Source organism: Aminobacterium colombiense DSM 12261 (genome assembly GCF_000025885.1).
Classification (GTDB): domain Bacteria; phylum Synergistota; class Synergistia; order Synergistales; family Aminobacteriaceae; genus Aminobacterium; species Aminobacterium colombiense.
The window spans coordinates 1,933,664-1,958,858 of sequence record NC_014011.1 but is presented as its reverse complement, the minus strand read 5'-3'; the positions used below and the strand labels follow the sequence as shown (position 1 = coordinate 1,958,858).

Below are 25,195 nucleotides of genomic sequence, written 5' to 3'. Positions count from 1 at the left end.
CGCGAGGATTCGGGAAGGCTTGTGGAAAAACCCCTCTTAAAATAAAGGGGCAATTTCGCTTTTGAACTCTTAGCCTTTGGTGGCCGTCCTCGGGGACGGCCATTTTCTATTATAGGAGGATGAGAGTTATGAAGCGGGAGCACGTGGATTTGTTCCAGAACTTCTTAACCCCAAGTGGGGTTACTTTGCTTGAGCAAACGGTGAATGCACTAGAAACAAACTGCCCATCTCTTCCAGAAAGAGAAACACACAGCACGATCTTCTCTCCCATAGATCGATATATTTCCTATGTAAATGGATCTTTGAATAGGGATGGAAATATCGTGATTTCCGCAGATTTTCTTGAGAATACGCGTTTACTCATTAATACATTGCGAAGAGATATTGAGGCTGTTTCTGTTCCCCACGAAGAAGATCTTCAACTCAGGAGCGGGGAAAGGGCTCTTTTTGTTGAAGCCCACTTTAATCTTATCAATGCTGCTCGAGATTGGATGAGTGCCGTTGCTTTAGAGTCTTCAAGCGAAATAACAAAGATCTACCTTTTGTATTGTCGAACCTGCCTTCGTTCTTTGAGGCTTCTAGAGCCTTTATGGTCTAGTAGCGAAAAGGAGGCTATTGCATAATGAATTGTCAGAACCATCACTTATCCCCTCTTTTTACACCTCGAAGTATAACCATAGTAGGGGCATCCGCTGACCTTGACAGCTTGACTGGCCGTACGCTGAAAGCAATGCAGCGTTTTGGATATAGCGGTACGGTGTATCCGGTCAACCCTAAATACGACCAGGTGGGGGGGCTCCAGTGCTATCATGACCTCTCTGAAATTCCGGCAGCGACAGATGTGGCGCTCATTAGTATAAAAGCTCATTTGGTGCCGTCTGTGCTTGAGACTTGCGCTGAGAAAGGAATACATCACGCCATAATCTATTCCTCAGGTTTCGCTGAGACTGGGGATGGGTCTTTACAACAACGAATAATAGATATCGCCCGGGAAGGAAAAATCAGAATTCTGGGCCCTAACTGCCAGGGCCTCCTCAACCTGGCAGCTGGAATCCCCCTAACCTTCTCGGGCGCCCTTTATAATATAGAACCTCCCGCGGCAGGGCACATAGCTTTTATTTCTCAAAGCGGGGCATTCGGATTTTCCTCATTTGGAGTAGGTCTCAATCATGGAGTTCGGTATCGATATGTTGTTACAACTGGCAATCAGGCGGATATCGATGCTGTGGAGTGCGCTGGCTATGTCATTCGGGATCCGGAAGTTCGCCTTCTCATGATGTATCTTGAAGGTATTGATGAAGGAGAACGTTTTTTACAGGTTGCCCAAGAGGCAAGGGAACGAAATATTGCCGTTGCCGTTTTAAAGGCAGGACGTTCTCCCTCTGCCCAAAAAGCAGCACGGAGCCATACTGCCGCGTTGACCGGAGACGAAGCCGTATGGAAAGCTATTTTTGAGCAGTACGGCATAATCCAGCTGGAAGACATAGACGATATTATAGGAGTAGGCCAGCTCTTCGGGGCTTCTCCCCGAACGAATGGGAATAGCGCGGCCATTCTCACCACATCGGGAGGAGCCGGCATTGTCATGGCCGATAGCCTGAATGATTTAAAAATGAGCGTTCCGGAATTTTCAGTGACAAGTAAAAAGAGGATAGAGGAAGCGATTCCTGATTTTGGAGCGTCTCGAAATCCTGTGGATATGACGGTTCAAATCTCGGAAAAACCAGAGAACTTTCGCCATGTTCTCGATACGGCCCTTGAGGACCCGGATATTCATATGGTCGTTACAGCCTTATCCATGATTGTGGGAGAAGCGGGTCAAGTTATGGCAGAAGAACTGATTCGGAGTTATCAAGATACGCCAAAGCCCCAGGCCGTGGTGTGGATGATCGATGATGAGCATGGCAAGAATTTCATTGAACAGCTAAAAGGCGCCGGGGTTCCTGTTTTTCAAAGTTTTAGACAGTGTCCCCGCGCTTTAAAGGCCCTTGTGAATTGGGGCAGCGAAGGGAGTTGTCTTCTCACAAGATCGAACTGAAATCGTCTCTTTTGAGTTCTTTCCCCTCACAGTTGACAGAGTACGATGCGAAACGTTTTTTGGCTCGATATGATGTCCCTGTAACACGGGAATATCTTTGTCGTGATATGGAAGAAGCCTTTGATGCAGCCGAAGAGCTCGGCTTCCCAATTGCCCTTAAAGGGATGTCTGGTGAGATTCTTCATAAAACGGAAGCGGAAGTGGTACATCTTGATATTCGATCCTTTGAAGAGTTGCGCCACAGCCTTAAAAAAATACGAAAGAACATGAAAAAGCACGTTTCAGAAGAAAAGATTCAGGGTTACCTTGTTCAGGAGATGGTTAAAGGCGGCATGGAATGTATTGTAGGAATGAAACGAGACCCCATATTTGGCCCTGTTGTCGCAGTTGGGCTCGGCGGCATTTATGTCGAAGTGCTGGGTGATATATCACTGCGCCACGCTCCTGTGAATGAAGAAGAAGCATTGGGGATGATTCAAGACCTGAAAGGATTTGGATTTCTTTCAGGGTCGCGGGGACAACGCCATAGAGATGTTTACGCCTTGGCAAAAATTGTAAGTCAGGTTTCCCAACGTGCTTGTGCAGAGGAAAAATTGCTTGAACTAGATATAAACCCAGTTTTTGTAATGCCTGAAGGAGAAGGAGCCGTAGCAGCAGACGCACTTGTGATTCGAAAAAATGAAAATTGATCCCTTTGATTGCAACATGAAAAACGTTATACTTTTGAAATTGGCGAATGAAATGAAAGGGGGCTGTTTCTGATGACAGCCTCCTTATGGTGTTTAGAGCAGGCTTTTCTACATAAGGAGGGTGATTTTATGAACAACAGAGTCAAAGACGTTCTAAAGCGGGGAGGGGTCGTTATTGGCAGTTTTGTCGGCCTTAATTGCCCAGACCTCGTGGAGATCATGGGACTTTCCGGTTTCGACTTTTGCATTATCGATACGGAACATGGTCCCATGAATCCGGAATCCATACAGCATATGATACGGACTGCCGAGCTTTCGGGAATGACCCCTATTGTCCGAGTCACCCAAGGGGCAGAAACAGATATCTTACGGGTTCTCGATGTGGGGGCCCAGGGAATTCACGTTCCTCAGGTGAACGATTGTGAAAGAGCTAAAAAGGTCGCGGCATGGTCGAAATACTTCCCCGAAGGAACCCGGGGCGTGGCTCTTCCCCGGGCACTGGGATATGGTCTTCGTCCACTGACCGAAGCCATGAAAGAAGTTAATCAGGAGACCCTGGTTATAACTCACTGCGAGAACGTGGCGTGTCTTGATTGCCTTCATGAAATAGCTTGTCTTGATGGAATTGATTTGATCTTTGTCGGCCCCTACGACCTTTCCCAGTCACTGGGCATACCTGGCCAGATAGACCATCCCTTAATGAAGGAAACTGTGGCCAGAGTCTTGCGCATTACCCGTGAGGCAGGTAAACCCGCGGGAATTTTCGTTACATCCGTGGATGAAGCCCTTCGACGCATTGAAGAAGGTTTTCAATACATAGCTTATAGCATTGACATGATTCTGTTCAGCCAAATATGTAAACAAACCATATCTGATTTGAAAAAAAAATGAGTTAAGCAAGCTGTTTTTCTCCGTTTCGTGTTTTTCTAAAGGCTTCTTGTGCAGCCATGACCAATAATTGCAGACGGTTGTCATTGTTTGTCTGGCTTGTCCCAGGGTCGAGGTCAAGGCAGAGCATGTCAAGTTCGGGGTGTAGATGGCGAAGGGCACCTTCTATACCCTTTCCTGTAATGTGGTTAGCGAGGCAGCCGAAAGGCTGTAGACAAAGGATATGGTTCACTCCTTTTTCTGCCATGTCAATGATTTCTGCCGGCAGTAGCCATCCTTCACCGGCCTGATTCGCGAGACTTGCCACGTGTGTTACTTTTCGAGCCAATGCCTGAAGAGGTTGTCGCGGCGACCCAAAACGAAAGTCTTCAAGCACCTCCTCTACTTTTTTCTGGTAATAACCAGTGAGCCGCTCGATAAAGAATTCTTTGACCACGGAGGAAAAGTCTGGCTGGCTTAAATAAGACCGTCTATTAAATGCGTTGCTCTGGAATTTCATAAAAAAGAAGGAAGACAACGGTGGAAGCACAGGTTCTATTCTTTGGGCGATAAGCTTGTCTACAATATAGCCCTGAGCATATTCGTTATAGTTCACAAAAATTTCTCCCACGATACCAATAGAGGGAACACGCTCCACTGCTACAGGCAATGCATTGAAGTTGTAGACAGCATCTTTAAGGAGGTGGATAAGCTCGTAGAGCGAGCCCTTTTCCTTGAGCAAAATGCCAAGACGATTTAAAAATCGCTCATGAAGGATTTTTGCACTCCCTTGAATCTTTTCTCTGGCAGCAGTGGAAAGGTAGAGTGAGGCAAGGATGTCTCCTCCCAGAATGCCGTTGAGAAGTCCCTGGGCTGCCTCTATTTTGTTAACGGAAAATCCTGCTGTCTCAAAATCCTCAACGCCGAAGGTGGGAACATCTACTCCTGGAAAACCAGCAGCTGCTAAAGCTTTTTTAGCTAATGGAACATAATTTGTCGCCCGGCACTGTCCACCTGTTTGTGTCATCAAAACGGCAGTGGTCTCAGGAGCGTATCTTTTTTCCACAAAAGCTTTCAAGACATCCCCTATAAGTACAATGGCTGGATAGCACATGTCATTATGTACAAATTCAAGGCCAATATCGGTAGAGCGCTGATCCTGTGGCGGAAGCACGGAAGCATCAATGCCAAGTCCTTCAAAAAGAGGTGGCAGCAGAGGTGAATAGAGCTTTGAGAACCATGGCACAATAAGTTTTTTCAGATCTGTGGATTCTCTGTGCGGTTTCTTTATAGCAGTCGCTTGAACCTCTGTTTGTCCGAACTCAAGTATGGAACGTACTCTGATACGGGCTGCCCCGAGATTCGCAATTTCATCTATTTTGACAAGGGAGTAGTTGCATCCTCTTGTGCGCATTATATTTTCAAGCTGGTCAATGGTCACAGCATCTACTCCGCAGCCGAAGGATGAAAGGTGAAGGAGGTCGAGACCTTCTTTTGCAGCTGCTTTTGCCCCGGCGTAAAGTCTGTTTGTATAGGCCCACTGGGTGACCACCTGGCAGGCGTCAAGTTTAAGGTCAAAAATATCGCCAGCCAGAAGATCTGCCGGAATCGCGTCGGCACCTAAATCGGCGATAAGTTGTGGAATGCCGTGGTTGATGAGGGGATCCAGATGATAGGGGCGGCACGCTATGGCAAGAACAGGGCGGCGGGCTGCTTTTGCTTCTTCAAGAGCCCTTTGTGCTTCATGCCACATCCTTTGTTCATATTCCCGCTGAGCTTCTCTGGCACGCCTAAAGGCTCTCTCTACTATGGGGCGATCAAGGCCAAGGTCAAGGCCATAGTAAAAAAGCTGTTTATGAAAGAGAAAGGGGTTGCGCAGAGAAAATACAGGCGAGTCAAAGGGGACTCCCAAGTATTTTTCGGGGTTGATAGCACTTCTGATCACATCGCTATAACTACAGACAATGGGGCAGTTAAAGCTGTTGTTTGCTGTTCGGATCTCTCTTCTTTCGTGAACGATAAGGGGCATAAAGATGCGGTCTACCCCCTTTTCTGCCAAAGCCATAATATGCCCATGAGTCAGCTTCGCAGGGAAGCAGATATTTTCGGACATAACAGAAGAAGCCCCCAATTCGTGTAACCTCTCGCTCGACGAAGGAGAGAGCACTACCCTGAAGCCACTTTCTCTGAAGAAGGTACACCAGAAGGGGTATAGTTCATAGGTGTTGAGAATTTGGGGTATTCCAATGACCCCGCGACATTTACCCAACGGTTCTGTGGGGCGGTCGAAAAGGGCCTTGAGCCGAATGTCAAAAAAATTGTGCCCCCGTTTTTTCATTCCGCTATTGCTGAAGATTTTTTGACAGCGGTTCCCTGTATAGAATTTTTGCCCGGACGGGAAACTCAAGCTGGTAACGGAACATCCGTTTCCGCAGCCTTGGCAATTAAAAGTTTTGGCAGAAGGGTCATGCCATGTATCAAGAACATCAAGAATGTTGCGCTGGGATATAGTGTTGTGGTCTTTTTGCCATTGCTCCATTGCATATATGGCAGCTCCCCAGGCTCCCATAAGGCCCGCTTCTACTGGGCGAATCACCTGACGTCCCGTTATTTTTTCCATAGCCCGCAATATGGCGGGATTCTGGAATGTTCCGCCCTGAACAACCACAAGGGGGCCAAGTTCATTATAATCACGCATTTTTAGCACTTTATGAAGAGAGTTTCGAATGACGGAGTATGCGAGACCTGCTGCGATGTCAGCGACAGTCCGCCCTTCGTTAAGGGCTTGTTTAACGCTTGAGTTCATGAAAACAGTACAGCGGGTCCCCAAGTCGCAGGGATGGGTCGACTTGCAGGCCATCTGGGCGAAGGAATCCATTGTCAATCCCAGGGATTCGGCAAAAGTTTGAATAAAACTGCCGCATCCTGATGAACAGGCTTCATTAATTTGGATAGTGTCAAGATTATTTTCTTTTATTCCCATAGCTTTCATGTCCTGTCCGCCGATGTCAAGAACAAAAGAAACGTCAGGGCATAATGTACGAGCCGCCTTGAAGTGTGCCATGGTTTCTACCAAACCATAGCTGAGGTCAAGGGCCTTACGAATAAGGTCTTCTCCATAGCCTGTGCTGGCCCCTTCCGTTATAACAAGATCATGGCGGCCAGCCTCCGCAAGTACTTTTCTAAAATGAAGGAGAGCACGATGAGTTACTCCAAGAGCATCTCCCCGATTGGGTTGATAGTAAGAGCAAACAAGTCTTTTTTGCTGATCTACGCAGATAAGTTTTGTGGTGGTGGAACCAGAGTCTATTCCTAGAAACAGAGGCCCCTCTGCCTTTTGCGGGCATATACAGGGAATACCCCATTTGTTATGATGACGGACCCATTCCTCTTGTTCTGATTCGTCTTTAAAAAGGGGAGGCAAATCCGGTTCTTTTATACAAATGCGCTCTTTTCCTTTCTCAATGTTCCCTATCAGTTCCTGTAGAGAGAGAGGGTTTCCCTTATCATGGAAAAGTGCCGCTCCAAGGGCAGGCAAAAGTCGTGGAAACTCGGGAAGAGTCACGTCCCTTGCGCTGTCGAGAGCGAGGTTGCTGATAAAAGCTTGCCTCAGGGCAGGAAAGAAAGAAAGGGGGCCGCCGGCAAATAGAATCTGTCTTTTTATATTACGTCCCCTTGATAGAGCTGTAATCACATGAAGAGCAATTGATTTAAACACAGAAGCGGCAATGTCTTCAGGTTTTGCACGTTGGGCAAGAAGGGATTGAATATCTGTCTTAGCGAAAACACCACAACGGGAAGCGATAGTATGTATGGCTTTTCCCCTTAGGGCCAGGTCATTCAAAGTATCGAGCTCTATTCCAAGGAGAGAGGCGACCTGATCAATAAATGCCCCTGTTCCTCCAGCACAGGCTCCGTTCATATTCATGTCGGGATTAAGGTTTTCATCGAAGAAAATGATCTTTGAATCTTCTCCGCCCAACTCTATCATCGTGCGGACATGAGGAGCCTTCTGCCGTATATACCGTGCGGCAGCCACTACCTCCTGAACGAAGGGAAGGGAATGGCATGATGCCAGGTTCATACCGGCAGAACCTGTGATGGCCACGTCGAGCAATAAGTTTTGAGCTTTTGAAACGTAAGAACGTAAAATTGACAAAAGAGTACCGGAGGGATCTGCGTTATGACGTTCATAAGCAGAAAAAAGCAGCTTTCCTCTCGGATTACATACAACAACCTTAACCGTAGTTGAACCTAGATCAATGCCCGTGGGAAAAGCTCTTTCCAATCTGTATCACCTGCTTGTAATTAGCTGCGATTATAAGGGTACGCAACATTATATCCTATTGTAGACCTTGTGGAGAAAATTGCATAATTTTTTAAATGGCGTGGCGGGTATTTAGGGGCAGTAGGCGTTTAAAAGCTCCGGCGAGCTCCCTTTCTATATTGTATAAAGCCGCTCTTTTTCACTTTTGAGGTTGCTCTCTCTTTTTAGGAAAGAAACATTGTGTTCTCTTTGTTGAATGTAATCGTTACTTTTTCACCTACTTCCCATTTTCCATCGTTTCGGCTTAGAATATCCGCTTCTATTATTTGGCCTTCCAGGTCAATAAAGTAGGTAGTCATGGCCCCTTTGAACTGATGGCCAAGAATTGTCCCTTCATATGAATCGGACATTTTAGGTTGTTGTAAGAAAGTGATATCTTCAGGATGAACAGCAATCTTTGTTCCGCCTGGCAATGTGATAATATTGCTTCGTCCTATAAAATCCGCAACAAATGAGTTTTGTGCGTGAAAATAAATATTTCGAGGGGTATCTATTTGTATAATCTCTCCTTTCTCCATAACTACGATTCGATCTGAAAGAGCAAGGGCTTCTTCCTGGTCATGGGTTACGTAGATAGCAGTAATACCAATCCCCTTTTGAAGCTGTCTGATTTCCCTTCTCATCCGTATCCTGAGCTTGGCATCGAGATTACTCAGAGGTTCGTCAAGAAGCAGAACCTTTGGCTCTGTCACAAGGGATCTGGCAAGGGCCACGCGCTGCTGTTCCCCGCCGCTCAACTGGTCGATAGATTTGGAGGCTGAATCGGGGAGGCCGACCTTTGCAAGCATTTCATCCCCCATCTGCATTGCTTTCTTGCGGTCTATTTTTTTGAACTTGAGACCATAGATGACGTTCTGAAGTACTGTCATATGAGGAAAGAGAGCGTAGCTTTGAAAAACAGTGGCGGTAGGTCTTTTCTCAGGAGGAAGATGCGTAATATCCTCTCCCTCGAGGATGATGCTTCCTTCATCGGGTTGGAGGAAACCGCCGATCATACGCAAGGTTGTTGTTTTTCCACACCCGCTTGGGCCTAAAAGAGAAACAAGTTCTCCTTCATTTATGTCAAAAGAAAAATCACGAACTGCATAGGAGTGTCCAAATTTTTTATTGAGCTGTTTCAATTGAAGGTACATAACTTTCCTCCGTCTTTTGTGGGTCTGTTGTTTTTTTTCTCAAGAAGAACCATGAAAATCCAACATTTACAATCATGACAACAAGGATAATAACAGAAGCCATTACAGAGCTGACCCCGATATCCCCATTCTGAATAGCATCGAACATTTCTGCAGTAGCGACCTTTGTGTAAGGCGTAACGAGGAAAATGATCCCACCAACAGTAGTCATAGTAAACGTAAAAGTATTAATGAAGCTTACAAGAAAGGCTGGCTTGAGCGAAGGCATAATAATATCTTTAAAAACGTCCAACCCTTTTCCACCCTGATCTCGAACGGCATCCTCAAGTTCAGGATTGACTTGGCTCAGCACAGAAACACCGCTTTTTATTCCTAAGGTTAGCTGGCGGTACACGCAATTCGCAACGATAAGAAACCCCGATCCAAGCAAAGCTTCCGGCATCCAGTTAAAGGCAAGGAGATAGGCAATGCCAAAAAAGGGGCCGGGCAATATAAATGGCAGATCAGCGATAAAATCTATGGTCCGGGTCAAGGGGCCCTTTTGCCTTCCTAAAAACCATGCCAGGGCTGTTCCCATAATTCCGGCAGTGAACGCTGACAGTGTTGCATATTTAATGCTGCGGAGCAGGCAGTGAAGTTTAGAGAGCTTTAATGTCTGGAGGTGGTGGAGGGTTAATGAAAAATTGACGCCCCATGTTTTGACAATGGCCCCGCAAAAGATTGTTCCATACTTTAGAAGTTCAAAAAGAATAAAGCTCCAGGTAACGGTGAAAACCACAGCGTTTACCCACGAGGGCAGACGCGATCCTTGTGTATCTGCTCCTGTTACCCTTTTCGAGAAAAGAGGAGTTTTAGTCATCATTTTTCTATAGATAAGAAAAACAACGAAAGCTGGGATAACAAGTAGAGTTGAAATGGCAGATGCCTTGGGAAGATTGTAGATGCCTATAGCTGTCATGTAAGCTTGCGTGGCCAGGACATTATAATTCCCCCCAATAAACATGGGAGTTCCAAAGTCTGACAGAGAGCGAATAAAAACAATAAGTGCGGCGGTTACAATCCCCGGGCGCGCGAGAGGAAGGGTAACATGGCATAATGTATTCCACTTGCTTCCCCCTAAATCAAGAGATGCTTGTTCCAAACTGCGGTCAATCCCTCTTAACACAGCTATAATCAAAAAAGCAGCAATGGTGGCCAGCTCGATGGATTCCATCATAATAATGCCGTGGGGACCATAAGGACTCCAATGAAGTCCCAATAGTTTCCATGTAATAAGTCCCCTACGGCCAAAAAGCATAATATAGGCCAGAGATGAAACAAATGGAGGGGATATCATAGTTAAAAGGAGCACCATGACGAGGGCCTTTTTGGCTTTAAATGAGGTGTGGGTTATATAAAGGGCACAACACACCCCGATGAACAAAGCTAGAATCGTGGTCCAAAAGCCTACAACGAGACTGTTTTTCAAGAGAGTCCTGTTTATGACGAGCAGATTCCGATAATGCTCGAGGCTAAAAGCCCCATCGAAATAAACACTTCCCTTTAATATGCATACTGTTGGCCAGAGAATAAATACGAGGACACTGGCTGCCATTAAAAGATAGATATAAAAGGGGGCACCTTTCGATGCCCCACCAAAGCTGTCTTTACTGTTCTGCCTTGCTGCCAAATTCTTTCTGCCACCTCTCAATAATGCTCTTTCTCATTTCTCCGGATTTTACAGGGTCAACGACAATGATCTTGGCTTCCTTAAGACCTTTCAGATATTCGGGAGCATCGGCATCAGGTCGAGTCCCCACTTTGGCGGTATTGGCCATCTGCACTTCTTGTCCTCGTTTAGAAAGGCTCCAGTCAACAAAGGCTTTAGCTGCTTCCATGTTTTTTGCCCCCTTCAGAATAGCAATGGGGGAGAGAAAACCGGGACTTCCTTCCTCTGGAAAAACTGAGACCACTGGATAGCCCTGTTCAATAATCTTTACGCCGCAATCGTATGGATCGATGCCAATGGCAACTTCTCCAAGGGCAGCTTTATTGGGAGGAGCAGCTCCACGCTTTGTGTAAAAGGGAATGTTAGAGTCAATCTTTTTTATTAGATCCCAGCCTTTTTCTTCACCGAAAAGCTGGATGAGGTGAAAGAGAACAGAATAATTTGTTCCAGAAATAGAGGGGTTGCTCATGATGATCTCACCTTTATACTCTGGTTTTCCCAGATCAGCCCAGCTTGCGGGCATAGGCAAGTTTTTCTCTTTTGCCACATCTTTGTTAATGATGAAGTCTACAGCGCACACTGAAAGACCAGCCCAGTATCCATTGGGATCTTTGTATTGGGCAGGAATTTTCTCTGCTTCCGGAGATATATAAGGTTCAAGAAATTCCTCTTCCGCGGCCTTTACATAACTATCGACACCCCCACCGAACCAGGCATCGGCCAGGATCTTTCCGTTGGCGGCACGAAGTCTTGTAAGCACTTCTCCTGAAGACATATTCAAGTAATTCACCTTTATCCCTGTGTCTTTGGTGAATTCTGCCATGATCTCATCAATTCCCGTAGCGGCGATAAAAATGCTGATAGTCTGTCCGGCCAGAGGTTTATCGGCACTGGCAAAGGCTGCCGATCCTGCAGCAACAATTAGACAGACAAGTAAAAGTACTGTAAAAAAACGTTTCACCTTTCATCCTCCTTGAGCTATCTCTATGTTTTGGAATAGATTTTATTCCAAAAAGCAATAATACATAAAAGTAACATGAGAGTCAATGTTGTAATGCACAATATGAGGAGAAGAGAGGGGAAACAAAAAGAGGCTCCCTTTGAGTGGGAGCTTCACGTCTAAACACCCATTGCGATGGATCCGCTAATGATGAGAGCCATACCGGCCCAATGGGAGGGTAAGGGATGTTCTCGCATAAAAACAAGAGCGCCTATGGCAGTTAAAAAGGGACTTGATGCGGTGATAGGGGTTGCTACTGATGCAGGGGCGTAGTTCATAGCCAGGGCAAATACGTATCCCCCTAGCCTAGGCCATTATAAAAAGGTTGGGGATTAAGTCCATGGCGACAGAAAAACATAGGGGGATCTCCATTCATTTTTTGAAGAAGATCCTTTTACTTTTGCACTCAATCGCATGTTTAAATCAAATTTGAGAGAAAGATCAGTAGATGTAAAGAGTGGAGCGTTCTTTGTGAGAAATGCTCCACTCCATTAAAAGTTAGTCCCTATAGTTTTTATCTCTTTTCCCAGGCTCCCTCCACGGTTTTCTCAATAAGTGCGTTGTCAGGAATGAATGGAAGGGTGAGATGATAGTCTTCAGCGTATTTTGTGTTTATATCCATAGCAACTTCTATGGCGTGACCGCAGCGACTCCAGGCTCTGCGGGCGACGCCGCCGAGAACATCCCACATCATGGCTGACCTGATGATGTCATCAATTTCTGTTGAACCATCGAGGACCAATCCAAAGCCGCTGTTTATAACTTTGCCGATGCCTACTCCCCCGCCATTGTGCAGGGCAACAAGAGACATCCCCCGGGCGGCGTTTCCCGCGAAGCAATGAGAGGCCATATCCGCACAGATATTACTGCCGTCTTTAATGTTGGATGTTTCTCTGTAAGGGGAATCTGTTCCTGAAACGTCGTGGTGGTCACGGCCAATCATGACGGGGCCGATTTTTCCTTCCCGTACCATTTTGTTAAAGGCAAGGGCAATGTTCCTCCGGCCTTCAGCGTCCTGATAAAGGATCCGGGCCTGGGTACCGACGACGAGTCTGTTTTTTTCAGCGTCTTGGATCCAGATATAATTGTCGCGATCCTGAGGGCGGCGATGGGGATCGATGCAGGCCATAGCGGCATGGTCGGTCTTTGAAAGATCTTCAGGCTTTCCGCTTAGGCAGACCCAGCGAAATGGACCGTATCCGTAATCGAAGAGCAAGGGGCCCATAATATCTTCCACATAGGATGGGAAGATGAAGCCTTCTCTGGTGTCCTGCCCGTTCTTACATATCTCTTTCACGCCAGCATCAAAGACGGCCCTCATAAAAGAGTTGCCGTAATCGAAGAAGTACGTTCCTCTTTCAACAAGGGCCTTGATCAGTTGAAAATGTTTTTTGAGGCTTTTATCCACAAGAGCCTTGAATCTGACAGAATCTGAGTGAAGCATTTCAGTCCTCTCGGCAAAGGTCAATCCTTGGGGGCAGTAACCTCCGTCATAGGGGGCATGGCATGATGTCTGGTCTGAAAGAAGTTCAATATGGATATTGTTTTGTACGGCATATTCCAGCAAATCGACGATATTTCCGTGGTAGGCGATAGAGAGAGTTTCCTTCTTGCCCATGTGTTCTTTGGCCAGGGAGAAAGCTTCCTTTGCGTCATCTGTGATCCTCGATACCCAGCCCTGGTCGTATCGTGTCTGGATGCGAGAGGCGTCCACTTCCGCGACAATGCCAACCCCTCTGGCTATTTCTACCGCTTTGGGCTGAGCGCCGCTCATTCCTCCAAGGCCTGAAGAAACGAAGAGATGTCCCGCGAGGTCATCGTTGTTTCCAAGGCCGAGATGGAGGCGTCCGGCGTTGATAATGGTGTTGAAGGTGCCGTGGACAATGCCTTGAGGGCCAATATACATCCAACCCCCGGCGGTCATTTGTCCGTAGTTGGTGACCCCAAGCTGCATGAGGCGATGCCACTCTTCCTGGTTATCGAAGATTCCTACGAGAAGGCCGTTTGTGAGAATGACCCTTGGCGCGTCCGGTTTTGATTTAAAGAGCCCCATGGGGTGGCCGGATGCCACAACGAGGGTCTGATTTTCTGTGAGTTCTTCAAGATATTTTTTTAGAAGACAGTATTGCATCCAGTTTTGGCAGACTTGTCCTGTTTCACCATAGGTGACAAGCTCGTAGGGATAGAGGGCAACATCGAAATCCAGATTGTTGTCGATCATAACCTGAAAGGCTTTGCCCGCAAGGCACTTCCCCTTGTATTCATCAAGTGGTTTGCCGTAGATGCGTCCTTCCGGTCTGAAGCGGTATCCATAGATTCGTCCCCGTGTCTTGAGCTCTTCCATGAATTCAGGGGCAACTTTTTCATGGAGTTTCTCTGGAATGTAGCGGAGCGCGTTTTTCAATGCGAGCTCCGTTTCTTTTTTTGTAAGGGTCCAGCCCCTATCGGGGGCTCTTCGAATATCTTCCCTGAACTTCGGGTAGTCTGGAAGTTCAGATTCCATCTTGATTGTCATGGCCTGAGCGACCAGATTATTTGTGGATTCCATATAAAATCCCTCCTCTTGGCAGAAAGAAACTTTTAGGCGACCAAAACACCTTTTTTATACACTGAAACAACAGGCGATACTCCGGCGTGGTAGGCAAGGATAGCCGGGGAATCTCCGTCTAAAAGCAGGAAATCAGCTTGTTTTCCCACTTCAAGGCTGCCTACGGAATGTTGCATCTCAAGGGCCCACGCGGCATTTATTGTTGATGCCACAAGGGCCTCTTGTACTGTCATATTCATATTCATAACGGCAAGGCCGAAGACAAAGGGCATGGATTCCGTAAAGCACGATCCGGGATTGCAGTCTGTAGCCAGAGCCACAGGAACATTAAGCTCTATCATTCTCCTGGCTGGGGCATAAGGTTTGCGAAGACTGTAGGCAGTGGCAGGCAGAAGGTTGGCTATAACTTTTGCTTCTGCCATGGCTTTCAGATTTCTTTCTGAAGCGGCGAGCAGGTGCTCCGCAGAAACTGTCTGAAGTTCGGCAGCTAAGCCCGCTCCCCCCGTATCATAAACCTCATCTGCATGAATTCGCGGTTTAAGGCCGTGTTTTTGTGCCGATTGCAGAATCTTTCGGCTCTGTTGAAGGGTGAAAACACCCTCTTCGCAGAATACGTCGCAAAACCTGGCAATTCCCTGTTTTGCTACGGCGGGAATCATTTCATCGGTGAGAATGCTGACAAAGGTGTCAGGGTCTTCTTTGTATTCATGGGGAACAGCATGGGCTCCCATAAAGGTAATGGCCACGTCAAGGGGAGTTTCACGTCTGATGCGATCAATGACCCGAAGCATTTTCAGTTCTGTTTCAGTGTCGAGACCATAGCCGCTTTTTATTTCTATTGTGGTTGTGCCGAAAGACAGGGCAGAAAGCACGTTTTCAAGGGTTGTCTGAAAAAGTTCTTCTTCACTTGCCTCCTTGACAGCTCGGACAGAAGAAAGAATTCCACCTCCAGCCCTAAGGATGTCGAGATATGGAGTGCCGGCAATACGCTGAGAGAACTCCCTTTCCCGTCTGGCGGCGAAACAGATGTGAGTGTGAGGGTCGACAAAGCCTGGGATAAGGCAACATCCTTCGCAATCGATCTCTATGTCCACATCGTAAAGAGAGAGGTCTTTTATTACGGCATGCTCCTCCCCTATTTTTTCAATGAGGCCGTTACGGCATAAAAGGGCTCCCCGAGCTATAGAGTCAACCTTCCCCTGGCTATCTCCTGACAGTGGAGTCTGGCTTGATGCCGGGGTATAAATAGCCGCATTTCGAAAAAGGGAAGTGATCATTTTTGCTCCTCCTCTGCCATGTTGGGGTAACGTTCATGGTTTCTGACCTCTTGTAAGATGGCATCCATTACATGTTGGCGGCTCCCCTCGCTTAAATTTAAAACATACTCTATGAGTTGTGTCATAGTTAAATCCCCCCGTTTCTTAGAGTTGGGATGATATCTGTGCTCCACCTTCCCTCAAAAGGGTAAGAAGCTCTTCCACGTGCCCGTCAAAGCTGGAAGAAAGGCCAGCGATTCCCAGCTGGCAGACAAACTGTCCGTTCCGATCAAATATGGGGATACTCAGGTCGCCCGCATGGATCATCCATTCTTCCTGGCTAAAGGCATATTTTTGTTTTTTGATGATTTCGATCTGATCTTTGAGCTCTTCAGGGTCAGTTGTTGTTTTTGAAGTGAATGGCACAAGTTCTTGGGAAAAAACTGTTTGCTGATTTTCAGGCTTAGCGAAGGCGAGAAGAATTTTTCCAGTGGCTCCGGCATGAAGAGGGATAGCCATTCCCTTATGGGCAACGAATTTTAATGCCGTTGCCGGTTCTACAGAGTGGATGCATCTCCCTTCCGTTCCATTGAGAACAGAAAGAAGAACGGTTTTGCCGGTCTTTGCCGAAAGCTCTTTCATATAAGGGTCGCAGCGTTGAATGAGTTCATGATAAAAGGCGTGCCGGTCAAACGAGAGGAAAAAGCGGATGCCTGTACGAAAATTTTCAGTGATTGGATCTTGGTAGACCCAGTCTTCCTGTTTCAGAGAGCGAAGAAAACGGTGAACAGTGGTGCGTGGAATGCCAGTACGTTCTTCTATATCCCTGATGCTCAGCAGGTCATCAGCCCTGCTAAGAGTTTCCATAATGCGAACAATGCGAGAGATGACATCATGACGGGAAGAAGGTGCCATTCATACTCTCCTTTCTTAGCGGGACAGGTTGTCCCATAATATGTTATTAAAATTTACCCTAATGCAAATGAAAAGTCAACCGAAGAAGATTTTGCTATACTAGACAGAAATGACTGAAAGGGGGAAAGGAGATGCAGTATAGACGTATGCCTGGAATGACAGAAGAACTTTCTATTCTCGGCTTTGGATGTATGCGATTTCCTGTAACACCAGAGGGGAATATTAATGAAGCAGAAGCCACCGAAATTCTGTGTTATGCCATTGACAACGGTGTGAACTATGTAGATACGGCCTGGTCTTACCATAACGAAATGAGCGAACCTTTTGTGGGAAGAGCGCTGCAGAATGGTTATAGAGAAAAGGTTAACCTTGCCACGAAGCTGCCATCGTGGCTCGTCGAAAAACATGAAGACATGGATTTTTATTTAAATGAGCAGCTGCGGCGTTTAAAGACAGATACCATTGATTTTTATCTGGTCCATTCCCTCAACAGACAGCGTTGGGACAATATGGTGCAACATGACGTCTTCTCTTTTCTTGAACGGGCGAAAGCAGACGGGCGCATTCGCTACGGAGGTTTTTCCTTCCATGGAGAGTATGAGCTTTTTGAAGAAATTCTCAATGCCTGGCATTGGGATTTTTGCCAGATCCAGTACAACTATCTTGATGAAAACTATCAGGCAGGGACCAGAGGATTAAAAGAAGCGGCATCCCGGGGCCTTGGCGTGGTTATTATGGAACCTTTAAGGGGTGGAAAGCTGGCCGTAAATGTGCCAGATACCATTCAGGGCATCTGGAAGGAAGCAAGGGAGGAAATGAGCCCTGCTGCCTGGGGATTGCGGTGGGTCTGGAACCATCCGGAGGTGTCGGTGGTCCTGAGTGGCATGAATTCTATAAACCAGGTGAAAGAAAATATCGTGGCAGCTGCGAAGGGTATCCCCGGTGCCTTGTCAGATCACGATCTTGATGTTGTGGCAAGGGTTAAGGAAGAGTATAAAAGGCGGATGAAGGTGGATTGCACGAACTGCCGTTACTGTATGCCCTGCCCTCAGGGAGTGAATATCCCAGAATGCTTCAACCGCTATAACATGGCCTTTATGTTTGATGATGAGAAGATGGCCAAAGATACCTATTTTGTGTTTGTAAAAGACTATGAAAGGGCGAGCCTATGTGTTGAGTGTGGAGCCTGCGAAGAGGTTTGCCCTCAGAATCTTCCCATCCGCCAGCAGTTAAAAGAGGTAGTGTCCCTTTTTGAAAAAAATAAGGAAGAGAAATAGAGTTGCCATCTATAGTTTTGAAGATAAGGCGGAGGAAGCGCTAAGCGCCCCCTCCGCCTTATCTTTGGGGTTTTAAAGAACTGCTTTTACCATTCCTCCGTCGGCAAGTATGGTTTGCCCCGTGATGTAACTGTTTGCCTCTGAACAAAGGAAAACGGCAAGCCGGGCATATTCGTCTGGGTGGCCATATCGGCCGAGAGGTATTTGATTCATGGCTTCACGGCTTATTTCATCTGCGGAAACCCCTCGTTTGACAGCTAAAGCCTGATCGAGCTGGCGTATTCGCTGGGTATCGAATCGCCCGGGCCCAATGGCGTTGATCAGAATATTATAAGGGGCAAGCTCCTGGGAAAGAGTTTTTGTGAGGCCGATAACACCGAGTCTCAGAGTGTTTGATAGAATAAGGTTTTCTATTACCTGCTTAACGGAAGAAGACGTGGAATTCACGATCCGTCCCCACTTTTGAACCTTCATAAAAGGAAGTACCTCCCGGGTGGTTCTAACGTAGCTGAGAAGGTTGAGTTCGAAGGCTTTTTGCCACGCTTCATCGTCAAAGGTGTCAAAGGTTCCTGCAGGAGGCCCCCCCGCGTTATTTACAAGAATAGAAATGGGACCGAGCTTTTCTGTCGTTGAACGTACCAGATTTTTAATCTGCTCTCCTTTGGTTATGTCACATACTGTGTAATAGGGAGTTACGCTAGTGTCATCGGTAAGTTCCTGAACTGCGCGGTTAAGCATTTCTTCGTTGCGGCTGGCCAACATGACTGTTGCGCCTTCCATAAGGAATCGTCGAGCTATAGACTTCCCCAGGCCGCTGCTTGACGCCATAATGAGGGCAACTCTGTTCTTAATACCTAGATCCATAACCATACCTCCTTTTCTCTAAGCCTTATTATAGTATTCTGTAAATTCAGTCTTGAATCAATAGGTAAAAAGCACTTTCAGCATTTTATCGGATTAGGCAAAGTGTTTTTCATGATAAACTGACTTTTACATAATGAAGGATACATTCTTTGAAGGAGAGATTGGTATGTGGAAGCATATATTTCTTGCTGTTCTTGTGACGGGAATTGCCGTTGTCATTTTGATGTGGAATGCTGGAAGCCTATGGGCTCTCCCCCGCCAAATTCCTCTTGAAGATTTCTTTAGAAATCCTGAAAAGGTTTCTTTTTCCCTTTCCCCCAATGGAGGATATTTAGCGTATATGCAACCGTGGCAACGGCGCATGAATGTCTATGTGCAAAAAATTGGATCTCATGATGAGCCTTTGCGCCTCACAGAAGCCACGGCCCGAAATGTAGCCGGGTACTTCTGGAAGGGAAATGATCGCATAATATATGTTCAGGACGCTGGCGGGGATGAAAATTATCACCTCTTTTACGTAGATATTACCGGCAAGAATAAAAAGGAACTTACGCCCTTTCCTAACGTGCGGGTTTCAATTGTCGATGATCTGGAAGATGTGGAGAACGAAATGATCATTGCCATGAATCGGCGGGATTCTCGTCTTTTCGATGTGTATCGAATCAATGTTACCACAGGGGAAATGGGCCTTGTTGCTGAAAACCCTGGGGATATTGCCGGATGGCTGACAGACAATGAGGGGAAGCTTCGGGCGGCAGTAAGAAGCGATGGCGTTCAGACAAGTCTTTTATACAGAAAAACTGAGGATGAACCTTTCCGCACAGTTATAACGACTAATTTTAAGGATTCGGTGAGCCCCCTCTTCTTTACCTTCGATAACCGCTATCTTTATGTAGCCTCTAACCTCCATCGGGACAAGAGCGCTATTTATCGTTATGATCCCGAAACAGGAGCCTTCCTTGATTTGGTTTACGAGCATCCAGAAGTTGATGTTTACAGGCTTCTTCGATCTAAAAAACGCCAGGTTATTACGGGAGTTCGCTTTGTCACAGATAAGGGGCATTACGCTTTTTTTGATGAAGAAAGAGAACAATTGCAAGCAACGCTTGAAGAGAAGCTTCCCGGGTATGAAGTTGGGATAGCGAGCATGAGTCGCGATGAAAATAGAATGCTTGTATATGCGGGCAGTGATCGAACCCTTGGCAGCTATTATTTTTATGATCGTAACACAGGGGATTTCGAAAAACTTGCTGATTTAAGCCCGTGGTTAAAAGAAGAAGAAATGGCGCCGATGAGGTCTATTGCGTACACATCCCGTGATGGGCTGGCCATTCACGGCTATCTTACCCTTCCTGTAGGAGTAGAGCCGAAAAATCTGCCAGTGGTTGTTCATCCCCATGGAGGTCCGTGGGCCCGGGATGTTTGGGGCTTCAGCCCTGAAGTTCAATTTCTTGCCAACAGAGGGTACGCGGTTCTGGAGATGAATTTCAGAGGATCCACAGGGTATGGCAAAAGTTTCTGGGTTGCTGGTTTTCGGCAATGGGGACGTAACATGCAAAATGACATTACCGATGGGGTGAGTTGGCTCATAAAAGAGGGTATAGCCGATGCAGAGAGAGTTGGTATTTACGGCGCTTCCTATGGCGGTTATGCTGTTTTAGCTGGACTGGCCTTTACACCAGATATCTACGCTTGTGGCGTTGACTTTGTAGGGCCATCAAACCTTTTTACTCTCCTCGAGACGTTGCCGCCATACTGGGAACTGGGGCGGCAAATGATGTATGAACAGATTGGCGATCCCGAAAAAGACAAGGATTTACTTCGCTCAGTTTCTCCTGTGTTTCACGCGGATAAAATACGGGCGCCTCTTTTTGTTGCCCAGGGAGCAAATGACCCGCGGGTCAAAAAGGCTGAGTCAGATCAGATTGTGGAAGCGTTGCGTAAGCGCAATATAGATGTAGAATATATGGTTAAAAATAACGAGGGACATGGTTTCGCAAATGAAGAGAACCGCTTCGATTTTTACCGGGCTATGGAAACTTTTTTAAGCAGGCACTTGGGAAAACCCACGAAGTGATGTTCGGTCTGAAGAATTTTTGTGAAACTTGCTGGGACTGCGTTTAAATGGCGTAAAGTCATGTTAGCAACATGGGAAATATCAAGATATCGAGGAGGGGGCTGTGAGAAGCCCCCTCTGTTGCTATTTTCTAGTTCTAAAGTCCGAGGAAATTTGGAAGCCAGGTTACAATTCCCGGGACGTAGGTTATAAGGAGCAGCAAAATTAGTAGCGGAACGAGCATGAGGATGAGATCCTTGAACATTTCCCGGAGAGTCGTTCCGGCAATTTCGCAAGATACGAAAAGACACACGCCCAGAGGGGGGGTGCACATGCCTATTGTGAGGTTCACTGCCACCATTACGCCAAAATGGATAAGGTCTATCCCGAAGGTCTTCACCAGAGGCAGGAAGAGGGGTACAAAGATGGTGAGAGCGCTCGTGGTGTCGATAAAAGTTCCAGCGATGAGAAGGATGATGTTCATTACCATAAGGGCTCCCCATTTTGAAGTAACCACCTGAAGAAGACTCTGGGTGATGGATTGAGGAATCATTTTTACAGTCATGAACCAAATAAAAAGGCTTGCAGTCATGAGGACCGTAAGGATGATGCCGGTGGTAACAGCCGCTTCAATGAATGCCCTGGTGATATCTTTCCATGAAAGCTCCCTGTAGACTATGGTGCCGAGGAATAGGGAGTATGCTACTGCAATGGATGCCGATTCAGTGGGAGTGAAAATTCCTCCCACGATTCCTCCGATGATGATAACCGGCATGAGGAGGGCAAGAATAGCGTCTTTAAGCCCTTTTCGGAGTTCGGCAGCGCTTGATTTTGTTTCCCGCCCAACATAGCCACGTCGCTTACTGATCATCCAGTTTGCGATCATGAGGAACACCCCCATGAGGATTCCGGGTATTATCCCTCCCATGAACAGCTTCGCAATAGAGCTGCCAACGATGACCCCGTAGACCACAAGGGGAATGCTGGGAGGAATGATAGGCCCAATGGATCCTGCGGTTGCCACCAGTGAGGCTGCATATGCTTTAGAATACCCCTTGGAGATCATTTCGGAGATTAAAAGAGCGCCTATGGCTGCTGTGGCGGCGATGGCAGAGCCTGTAACGGCAGCGAATATCATAGATGCGACAATGGCAACCATTCCAAGGCCGCCTGGCCAGTGCCCAACAAGTGCTTCCGAAAAAGTGGTAATACGTTTCGATATCCCTCCCACAGCCATAAGATTTCCTGCAAGGATAAAAAGAGGAATAGCAACAAAAGCAAAGTTATCTACCCCAGTGAACATTCTCTGAACGAGAACCTCCATGGGAAGTCCCGCTCCTGCTAGTCCTATGAGGGTCGTTATACCTAAGGAAAAGGAGATAGGTATCCCTAAGAGAAAAATTCCGAAAAGAGCAGCTATCCAAAGCATATATATCTCACCTGCTCCCCGAATTAGTAAATTTGTCTCTTCCGAAAAGAGTGACAAGCAGTTTTGCTGTATCTAAAAAGAGAAACAGAACCATAAAGGAAACGGCAATAGGAATGATCATATAAATATAACTCATGGGAAAGAGAAGATATGGCGTCACCTGGTCAGCATTTGCTTTAATGAAAGGGATGCTGAAGTAGAGGACAAAACTCAGGAAGATGGACACTACAACATTTGAAAGAAGGTCGAACCAGGGTTTGGCCCATGAAGGAAATACCTGTACAAGGACGTCGATATTCAAGTGGGCCTTCTTAAAAACCCCTACACCCATGCCTAAGAAAATGGAATAGACAAAGAAGATACGAATCACGTCTGTTGCCCAAGGCATGGGAAGCTGGAAGACGTAGCGTTGGATTACCTGTCCAAAGGTTACAATGAAGACCACTGCGAGACTAATTCCTGTGAGGACAGAAAAAATGTTTTCAATTTTTCTCAAAGGGATCACTCCTCGATTTCTCTAAGAAAAAACTCTGGGGGAGAAATCCCCCAGAGCAGAGAGACATTATTTTACCTTCGCTGCTTCGTCCTTGATCTTTTGAACAAGAGCTTCGGGTACCACATCAGCGAGAACTTTATAAAGATCTTCTGTCGCTTTTGCGAAAGCTTCCTTATCAGGATTCTCCTCCACCTGAACTCCGGCCTTCTTTATGATCTCGAAACGTTCCTTATCCATCTCGGCGAGGGTCGCCCGTTGGTAGGCTGCTGCTTCGGCCGCTGCTTCCACCAATATTGCCTGATGTTTCGGGTCGAGACCGTTGAACCATTTCGGATTTGCTATCACAATGGCCGGCTCATAGGTGTGGCCGGTCAGGGAAAGATATTTCTGGACTTCGTAGAATTTCATGGAATAGATTGTAGCTACAGGGTTCTCCTGGCCGTCCACAACTTTTTGCTGCAATGCGGTGTATAGTTCGCCAAAGGGAATCGGTGTGGCAATTGCGCCAAGGCGTTTCATGAACTCGATCCAGATCTTTGATTCCTGCACCCGGATTTTTAGCCCCTTCATATCTTCAGGTGTTTTCACCGGGCGGACGTTGTTCGTTATATTCCGGAAGCCCACTTCCCAGATGGAGAGGTTCTTGAACCCCTTTGCAAGCATGATGTCGGCGAGGTCTTTGCCAACAGTTCCGTCGAGCACTGAGTAGACCTGCTCACGGGTCTGAAAAAGGAAGGGAACGCCGAAAACCTGAAGCTCCGGAACAAACCCTGCCAGGTTGCTGGCTGCTACCGAACTCATTTCGATTGTCCCCATGCGGACACCCTCAGCAAGATCCCGTTCCCCGCCAAGCTGGGCCTGGGGGAAGATGTTTACCTTCAGTTCTCCTCCAGATTTTTCCTCAACTACCTTCTTGAAGTGCTCTGCGCCAATCTGATACTGGTGCTCTAGGCTTCCCGAATGAGCGAACTTGAATTCAACTGTGTTTGCAAATACCGCACCTGACCAGAGTATCGCCGCCATTACGACTAGCGCCAAAAAAAATCCCCTTCTCTTCATTGTCCTTTCCCTCCTATTTAGTTTGTGTATCATAGATCTCAGGAACCCTGTCATTGAAAACTGTTATGAATTTCCGAATTTCTGAAACCGCTTTCAGGTTGAGGGTGACGAACCCGGCCTCTTCCCCTTCACTGCCTTCAAAGAGAATCTCCCCTTTAGGGCCGATGACCATTGATCCTCCGGCAAAATGGGTATTTCCCGTAGTTCCGCATCGGTTGCATGCTACCACGTACATCTGATTCTCGATGGCTCTGGCGCGAAGAAGGGTCTTCCAGTGGTCTACCCTTGAGCTCGGCCATTCTGCACTTACGAAAAGAACCTCCGTTCCTCTCAATGCATAGGTACGGAGCCATTCGCAAAAGCGGATGTCATAGCAGATGACGCATCCGGCCTTTATCCCCTCCAGATCGAAAAGGCAGTCTTTTTTGCCACTGAGGAGGTATTTATCCTCATCCATGAGTCGGAAGAGGTGGACCTTGTCATACCAGGCCACAAGTTCCCCCTGAGGGTTGATAGCCTGCGCCCGATTGGTATGCCCCTCTTCAGTGGAAACAAGAACTGACCCGCCCACAAACCAAACGCCATATTTCTTGGCCAGGTTGCCGAGAAAGGCAGCAGTTCTTTTCCCTTCAGTATCTGCCAGTTCAGTGGCTCGTTCCAAGGCGTACCCTGTATTCCAGAGTTCAGGAACCACGATGGCCGTTGGCACATCTGAAGGAACGTAGGTCTGGGACATCCATCTTTCGATATTCTCACGGTTTTTCTTCTCATCGCCGAGGGCGATGTCAAGCTGCAGTACTCCTACTCTAAGCTTCATTCCATACCTCCTTAGTTGCGGTCAGGCAGAATACGGACAGAGTATTCATGACGAATCTCCCTGTTCAGAAGGGGGTCTTTAAGAGAGAGAACGTATTTTTCGCCATAAATAAGCCCCTCTCCGAGGGTAGGAAGGGTACCGCTAAAGAGGGCAATCCTGCAGGAAGAGCATGGTGAATCCTCTTGAGCCAGTTCAAAGAGCTTTTCTGGCTGTAGCATTTTCCCAAGGGTTCCTTCCTGATAAAGTTTTCCGTCTGCCCAGCACCGGAGTTCAATGCTGTCCCAGTGTCCACGAATTTCGTCCATCCGCCAGAAAGCGGCTCCCACAATCTTCGAACATATTTGTTTGGCTTTTGCCACCGATACTGTTTCAAGGGCCCTATCTGTATGATCGCTTGCCACTGTGACGCAGAGCTCTCCTTCTTCGGTCCGCGCCAGGAACACTTCTACTTCTCCGGAAGTGAAATCTCCCACCACCCACAGAGTATTCGACGAAGAAACCCGTTCTGGCTCCACCCAGTACATTGAGGGAACTTTATCAGGTGCGGGCACTCCTATCTTTCGAAGTTCCTCAACGTGAGCAAGGACACTTGCTTGATCTCTCCCAGTGTAGCCCGCAGCGACACAGGCATCCCATTTCAGGGTCTTTTTTTCGCATACCCCGTTTTCCCTTAATACAGACACATCCATCAGCATGTATTTCCATTCCTCCTTCCA

Annotated in this window: 21 protein-coding genes; 6 read left to right on the top strand and 15 right to left on the bottom strand. The window is 47.0% G+C overall.

Going from position 1 to position 25,195, the window contains the following annotated elements:
- The first annotated feature begins 128 nt into the window (after positions 1–128).
- From AMICO_RS09625 to AMICO_RS09610, 4 genes are all read left to right on the top strand, one after another.
- Positions 129–623: a hypothetical protein gene (locus AMICO_RS09625; RefSeq protein WP_013049267.1), complete on the top strand. Its 495-nt coding sequence runs from the start codon at positions 129–131 to the stop codon at positions 621–623.
- Entirely contained in the window at positions 623–2,038 is a 1,416-nt protein-coding gene (locus AMICO_RS09620) for an acetate--CoA ligase family protein (protein ID WP_041459401.1), read from the top strand. The genes AMICO_RS09625 and AMICO_RS09620 overlap by 1 nt, the downstream gene beginning before the upstream one ends.
- Positions 2,014–2,727: an acetate--CoA ligase family protein gene (locus tag AMICO_RS10335; protein WP_041459400.1), complete on the top strand. Its 714-nt coding sequence runs from the start codon at positions 2,014–2,016 to the stop codon at positions 2,725–2,727. The genes AMICO_RS09620 and AMICO_RS10335 overlap by 25 nt, the downstream gene beginning before the upstream one ends.
- A gap of 129 nt (positions 2,728–2,856) precedes the next feature.
- The gene (locus tag AMICO_RS09610; RefSeq protein ID WP_013049266.1) at positions 2,857–3,618 is read left to right on the top strand and encodes an HpcH/HpaI aldolase family protein; all 762 of its coding nucleotides are present in this window, start codon (positions 2,857–2,859) and stop codon (positions 3,616–3,618) included.
- A gap of 1 nt (position 3,619) precedes the next feature.
- On the opposite strand, the gene AMICO_RS09605 is transcribed toward AMICO_RS09610, so the two are convergent.
- The 9 genes from AMICO_RS09605 to AMICO_RS09575 form a co-directional block, all read right to left on the bottom strand.
- Positions 3,620–7,882, bottom strand: a complete 4,263-nt coding sequence (locus AMICO_RS09605) for an acyl-CoA dehydratase activase-related protein (RefSeq protein WP_013049265.1) — start codon at positions 7,880–7,882, stop codon at positions 3,620–3,622.
- A 203-nt stretch (positions 7,883–8,085) separates the two neighbouring features.
- Positions 8,086–9,054, bottom strand: a complete 969-nt coding sequence (locus AMICO_RS09600; protein ID WP_013049264.1) for an ABC transporter ATP-binding protein — start codon at positions 9,052–9,054, stop codon at positions 8,086–8,088.
- Entirely contained in the window at positions 9,026–10,723 is a 1,698-nt protein-coding gene (locus tag AMICO_RS09595; protein WP_013049263.1) for an ABC transporter permease, read from the bottom strand. Before AMICO_RS09595 ends, AMICO_RS09600 begins: the two co-directional genes overlap by 29 nt.
- A complete protein-coding gene (locus AMICO_RS09590) occupies positions 10,701–11,723 on the bottom strand; it encodes an ABC transporter substrate-binding protein (protein WP_013049262.1) in 1,023 nt (340 codons plus the stop codon). The genes AMICO_RS09595 and AMICO_RS09590 overlap by 23 nt, the downstream gene beginning before the upstream one ends.
- Before the next feature lie 158 nt (positions 11,724–11,881).
- Positions 11,882–12,046 carry an EamA family transporter gene (locus AMICO_RS10075; protein WP_274531984.1) on the bottom strand — a complete coding sequence of 55 codons (165 nt, stop codon included), beginning with the start codon at positions 12,044–12,046 and terminating at the stop codon, positions 11,882–11,884.
- Positions 12,047–12,276: 230 nt separating this feature from the next.
- Complete coding sequence (locus AMICO_RS09585; protein WP_013049261.1) at positions 12,277–14,310, bottom strand: urocanate hydratase; 2,034 nt, start codon at positions 14,308–14,310, stop codon at positions 12,277–12,279.
- A gap of 32 nt (positions 14,311–14,342) precedes the next feature.
- Complete coding sequence (gene hutI / locus AMICO_RS09580; RefSeq protein WP_013049260.1) at positions 14,343–15,587, bottom strand: imidazolonepropionase; 1,245 nt, start codon at positions 15,585–15,587, stop codon at positions 14,343–14,345.
- A complete protein-coding gene (locus AMICO_RS10395) occupies positions 15,584–15,712 on the bottom strand; it encodes a hypothetical protein (protein WP_013049259.1) in 129 nt (42 codons plus the stop codon). Before AMICO_RS10395 ends, hutI begins: the two co-directional genes overlap by 4 nt.
- Before the next feature lie 19 nt (positions 15,713–15,731).
- Positions 15,732–16,481 carry an IclR family transcriptional regulator gene (locus AMICO_RS09575; RefSeq protein WP_013049258.1) on the bottom strand — a complete coding sequence of 250 codons (750 nt, stop codon included), beginning with the start codon at positions 16,479–16,481 and terminating at the stop codon, positions 15,732–15,734.
- 131 nt (positions 16,482–16,612) lie between these two features.
- Between AMICO_RS09575 and AMICO_RS09570 the strand changes: the two genes are divergently transcribed.
- Positions 16,613–17,758, top strand: coding sequence for an aldo/keto reductase (locus AMICO_RS09570; RefSeq protein ID WP_013049257.1), 1,146 nt, complete (start codon positions 16,613–16,615; stop codon positions 17,756–17,758).
- 72 nt (positions 17,759–17,830) lie between these two features.
- On the opposite strand, the gene AMICO_RS09565 is transcribed toward AMICO_RS09570, so the two are convergent.
- Positions 17,831–18,622, bottom strand: coding sequence for an SDR family oxidoreductase (locus tag AMICO_RS09565; protein ID WP_013049256.1), 792 nt, complete (start codon positions 18,620–18,622; stop codon positions 17,831–17,833).
- 166 nt (positions 18,623–18,788) lie between these two features.
- Between AMICO_RS09565 and AMICO_RS09560 the strand changes: the two genes are divergently transcribed.
- Complete coding sequence (locus AMICO_RS09560) at positions 18,789–20,699, top strand: S9 family peptidase (protein ID WP_013049255.1); 1,911 nt, start codon at positions 18,789–18,791, stop codon at positions 20,697–20,699.
- A gap of 136 nt (positions 20,700–20,835) precedes the next feature.
- Here the strand turns inward: AMICO_RS09560 and AMICO_RS09555 are convergent, their stop codons facing one another.
- From AMICO_RS09555 to AMICO_RS09535, 5 genes are read right to left on the bottom strand one after another with little or no spacing between them, the layout of a single operon-like run.
- Positions 20,836–22,107 carry a TRAP transporter large permease gene (locus tag AMICO_RS09555; RefSeq protein WP_013049254.1) on the bottom strand — a complete coding sequence of 424 codons (1,272 nt, stop codon included), beginning with the start codon at positions 22,105–22,107 and terminating at the stop codon, positions 20,836–20,838.
- Between the two features lie 7 nt (positions 22,108–22,114).
- Positions 22,115–22,612 (bottom strand): TRAP transporter small permease, encoded by a 498-nt coding sequence (locus tag AMICO_RS09550; protein ID WP_148211367.1) that lies wholly within the window; start codon positions 22,610–22,612, stop codon positions 22,115–22,117.
- A 57-nt stretch (positions 22,613–22,669) separates the two neighbouring features.
- Positions 22,670–23,662, bottom strand: a complete 993-nt coding sequence (locus AMICO_RS09545) for a TRAP transporter substrate-binding protein (RefSeq protein ID WP_013049252.1) — start codon at positions 23,660–23,662, stop codon at positions 22,670–22,672.
- A gap of 13 nt (positions 23,663–23,675) precedes the next feature.
- A complete protein-coding gene (locus tag AMICO_RS09540) occupies positions 23,676–24,479 on the bottom strand; it encodes a carbon-nitrogen family hydrolase (RefSeq protein WP_013049251.1) in 804 nt (267 codons plus the stop codon).
- Positions 24,480–24,490: 11 nt separating this feature from the next.
- Positions 24,491–25,174 carry a DUF2848 family protein gene (locus AMICO_RS09535; protein WP_013049250.1) on the bottom strand — a complete coding sequence of 228 codons (684 nt, stop codon included), beginning with the start codon at positions 25,172–25,174 and terminating at the stop codon, positions 24,491–24,493.
- Positions 25,175–25,195 lie beyond the last annotated feature (21 nt).

Coding starts and splice junctions, on each gene's coding strand:
- AMICO_RS09625 (WP_013049267.1), top strand. CDS start 129: ATGAAGCGGGAGCACGTGGATTTGTTCCAGAACTTCTTAACCCCAAGT.
- AMICO_RS09620 (WP_041459401.1), top strand. CDS start 623: ATGAATTGTCAGAACCATCACTTATCCCCTCTTTTTACACCTCGAAGT.
- AMICO_RS09610 (WP_013049266.1), top strand. CDS start 2,857: ATGAACAACAGAGTCAAAGACGTTCTAAAGCGGGGAGGGGTCGTTATT.
- AMICO_RS09600 (WP_013049264.1), bottom strand. CDS start 9,054: ATGTACCTTCAATTGAAACAGCTCAATAAAAAATTTGGACACTCCTAT.
- AMICO_RS09585 (WP_013049261.1), bottom strand. CDS start 14,310: ATGGAATCCACAAATAATCTGGTCGCTCAGGCCATGACAATCAAGATG.
- hutI (WP_013049260.1), bottom strand. CDS start 15,587: ATGATCACTTCCCTTTTTCGAAATGCGGCTATTTATACCCCGGCATCA.
- AMICO_RS10395 (WP_013049259.1), bottom strand. CDS start 15,712: ATGACACAACTCATAGAGTATGTTTTAAATTTAAGCGAGGGGAGCCGC.
- AMICO_RS09575 (WP_013049258.1), bottom strand. CDS start 16,481: ATGGCACCTTCTTCCCGTCATGATGTCATCTCTCGCATTGTTCGCATT.
- AMICO_RS09570 (WP_013049257.1), top strand. CDS start 16,613: ATGCAGTATAGACGTATGCCTGGAATGACAGAAGAACTTTCTATTCTC.
- AMICO_RS09565 (WP_013049256.1), bottom strand. CDS start 18,622: ATGGATCTAGGTATTAAGAACAGAGTTGCCCTCATTATGGCGTCAAGC.
- AMICO_RS09560 (WP_013049255.1), top strand. CDS start 18,789: ATGTGGAAGCATATATTTCTTGCTGTTCTTGTGACGGGAATTGCCGTT.
- AMICO_RS09555 (WP_013049254.1), bottom strand. CDS start 22,107: ATGCTTTGGATAGCTGCTCTTTTCGGAATTTTTCTCTTAGGGATACCT.
- AMICO_RS09545 (WP_013049252.1), bottom strand. CDS start 23,662: ATGAAGAGAAGGGGATTTTTTTTGGCGCTAGTCGTAATGGCGGCGATA.
- AMICO_RS09540 (WP_013049251.1), bottom strand. CDS start 24,479: ATGAAGCTTAGAGTAGGAGTACTGCAGCTTGACATCGCCCTCGGCGAT.
- AMICO_RS09535 (WP_013049250.1), bottom strand. CDS start 25,174: ATGCTGATGGATGTGTCTGTATTAAGGGAAAACGGGGTATGCGAAAAA.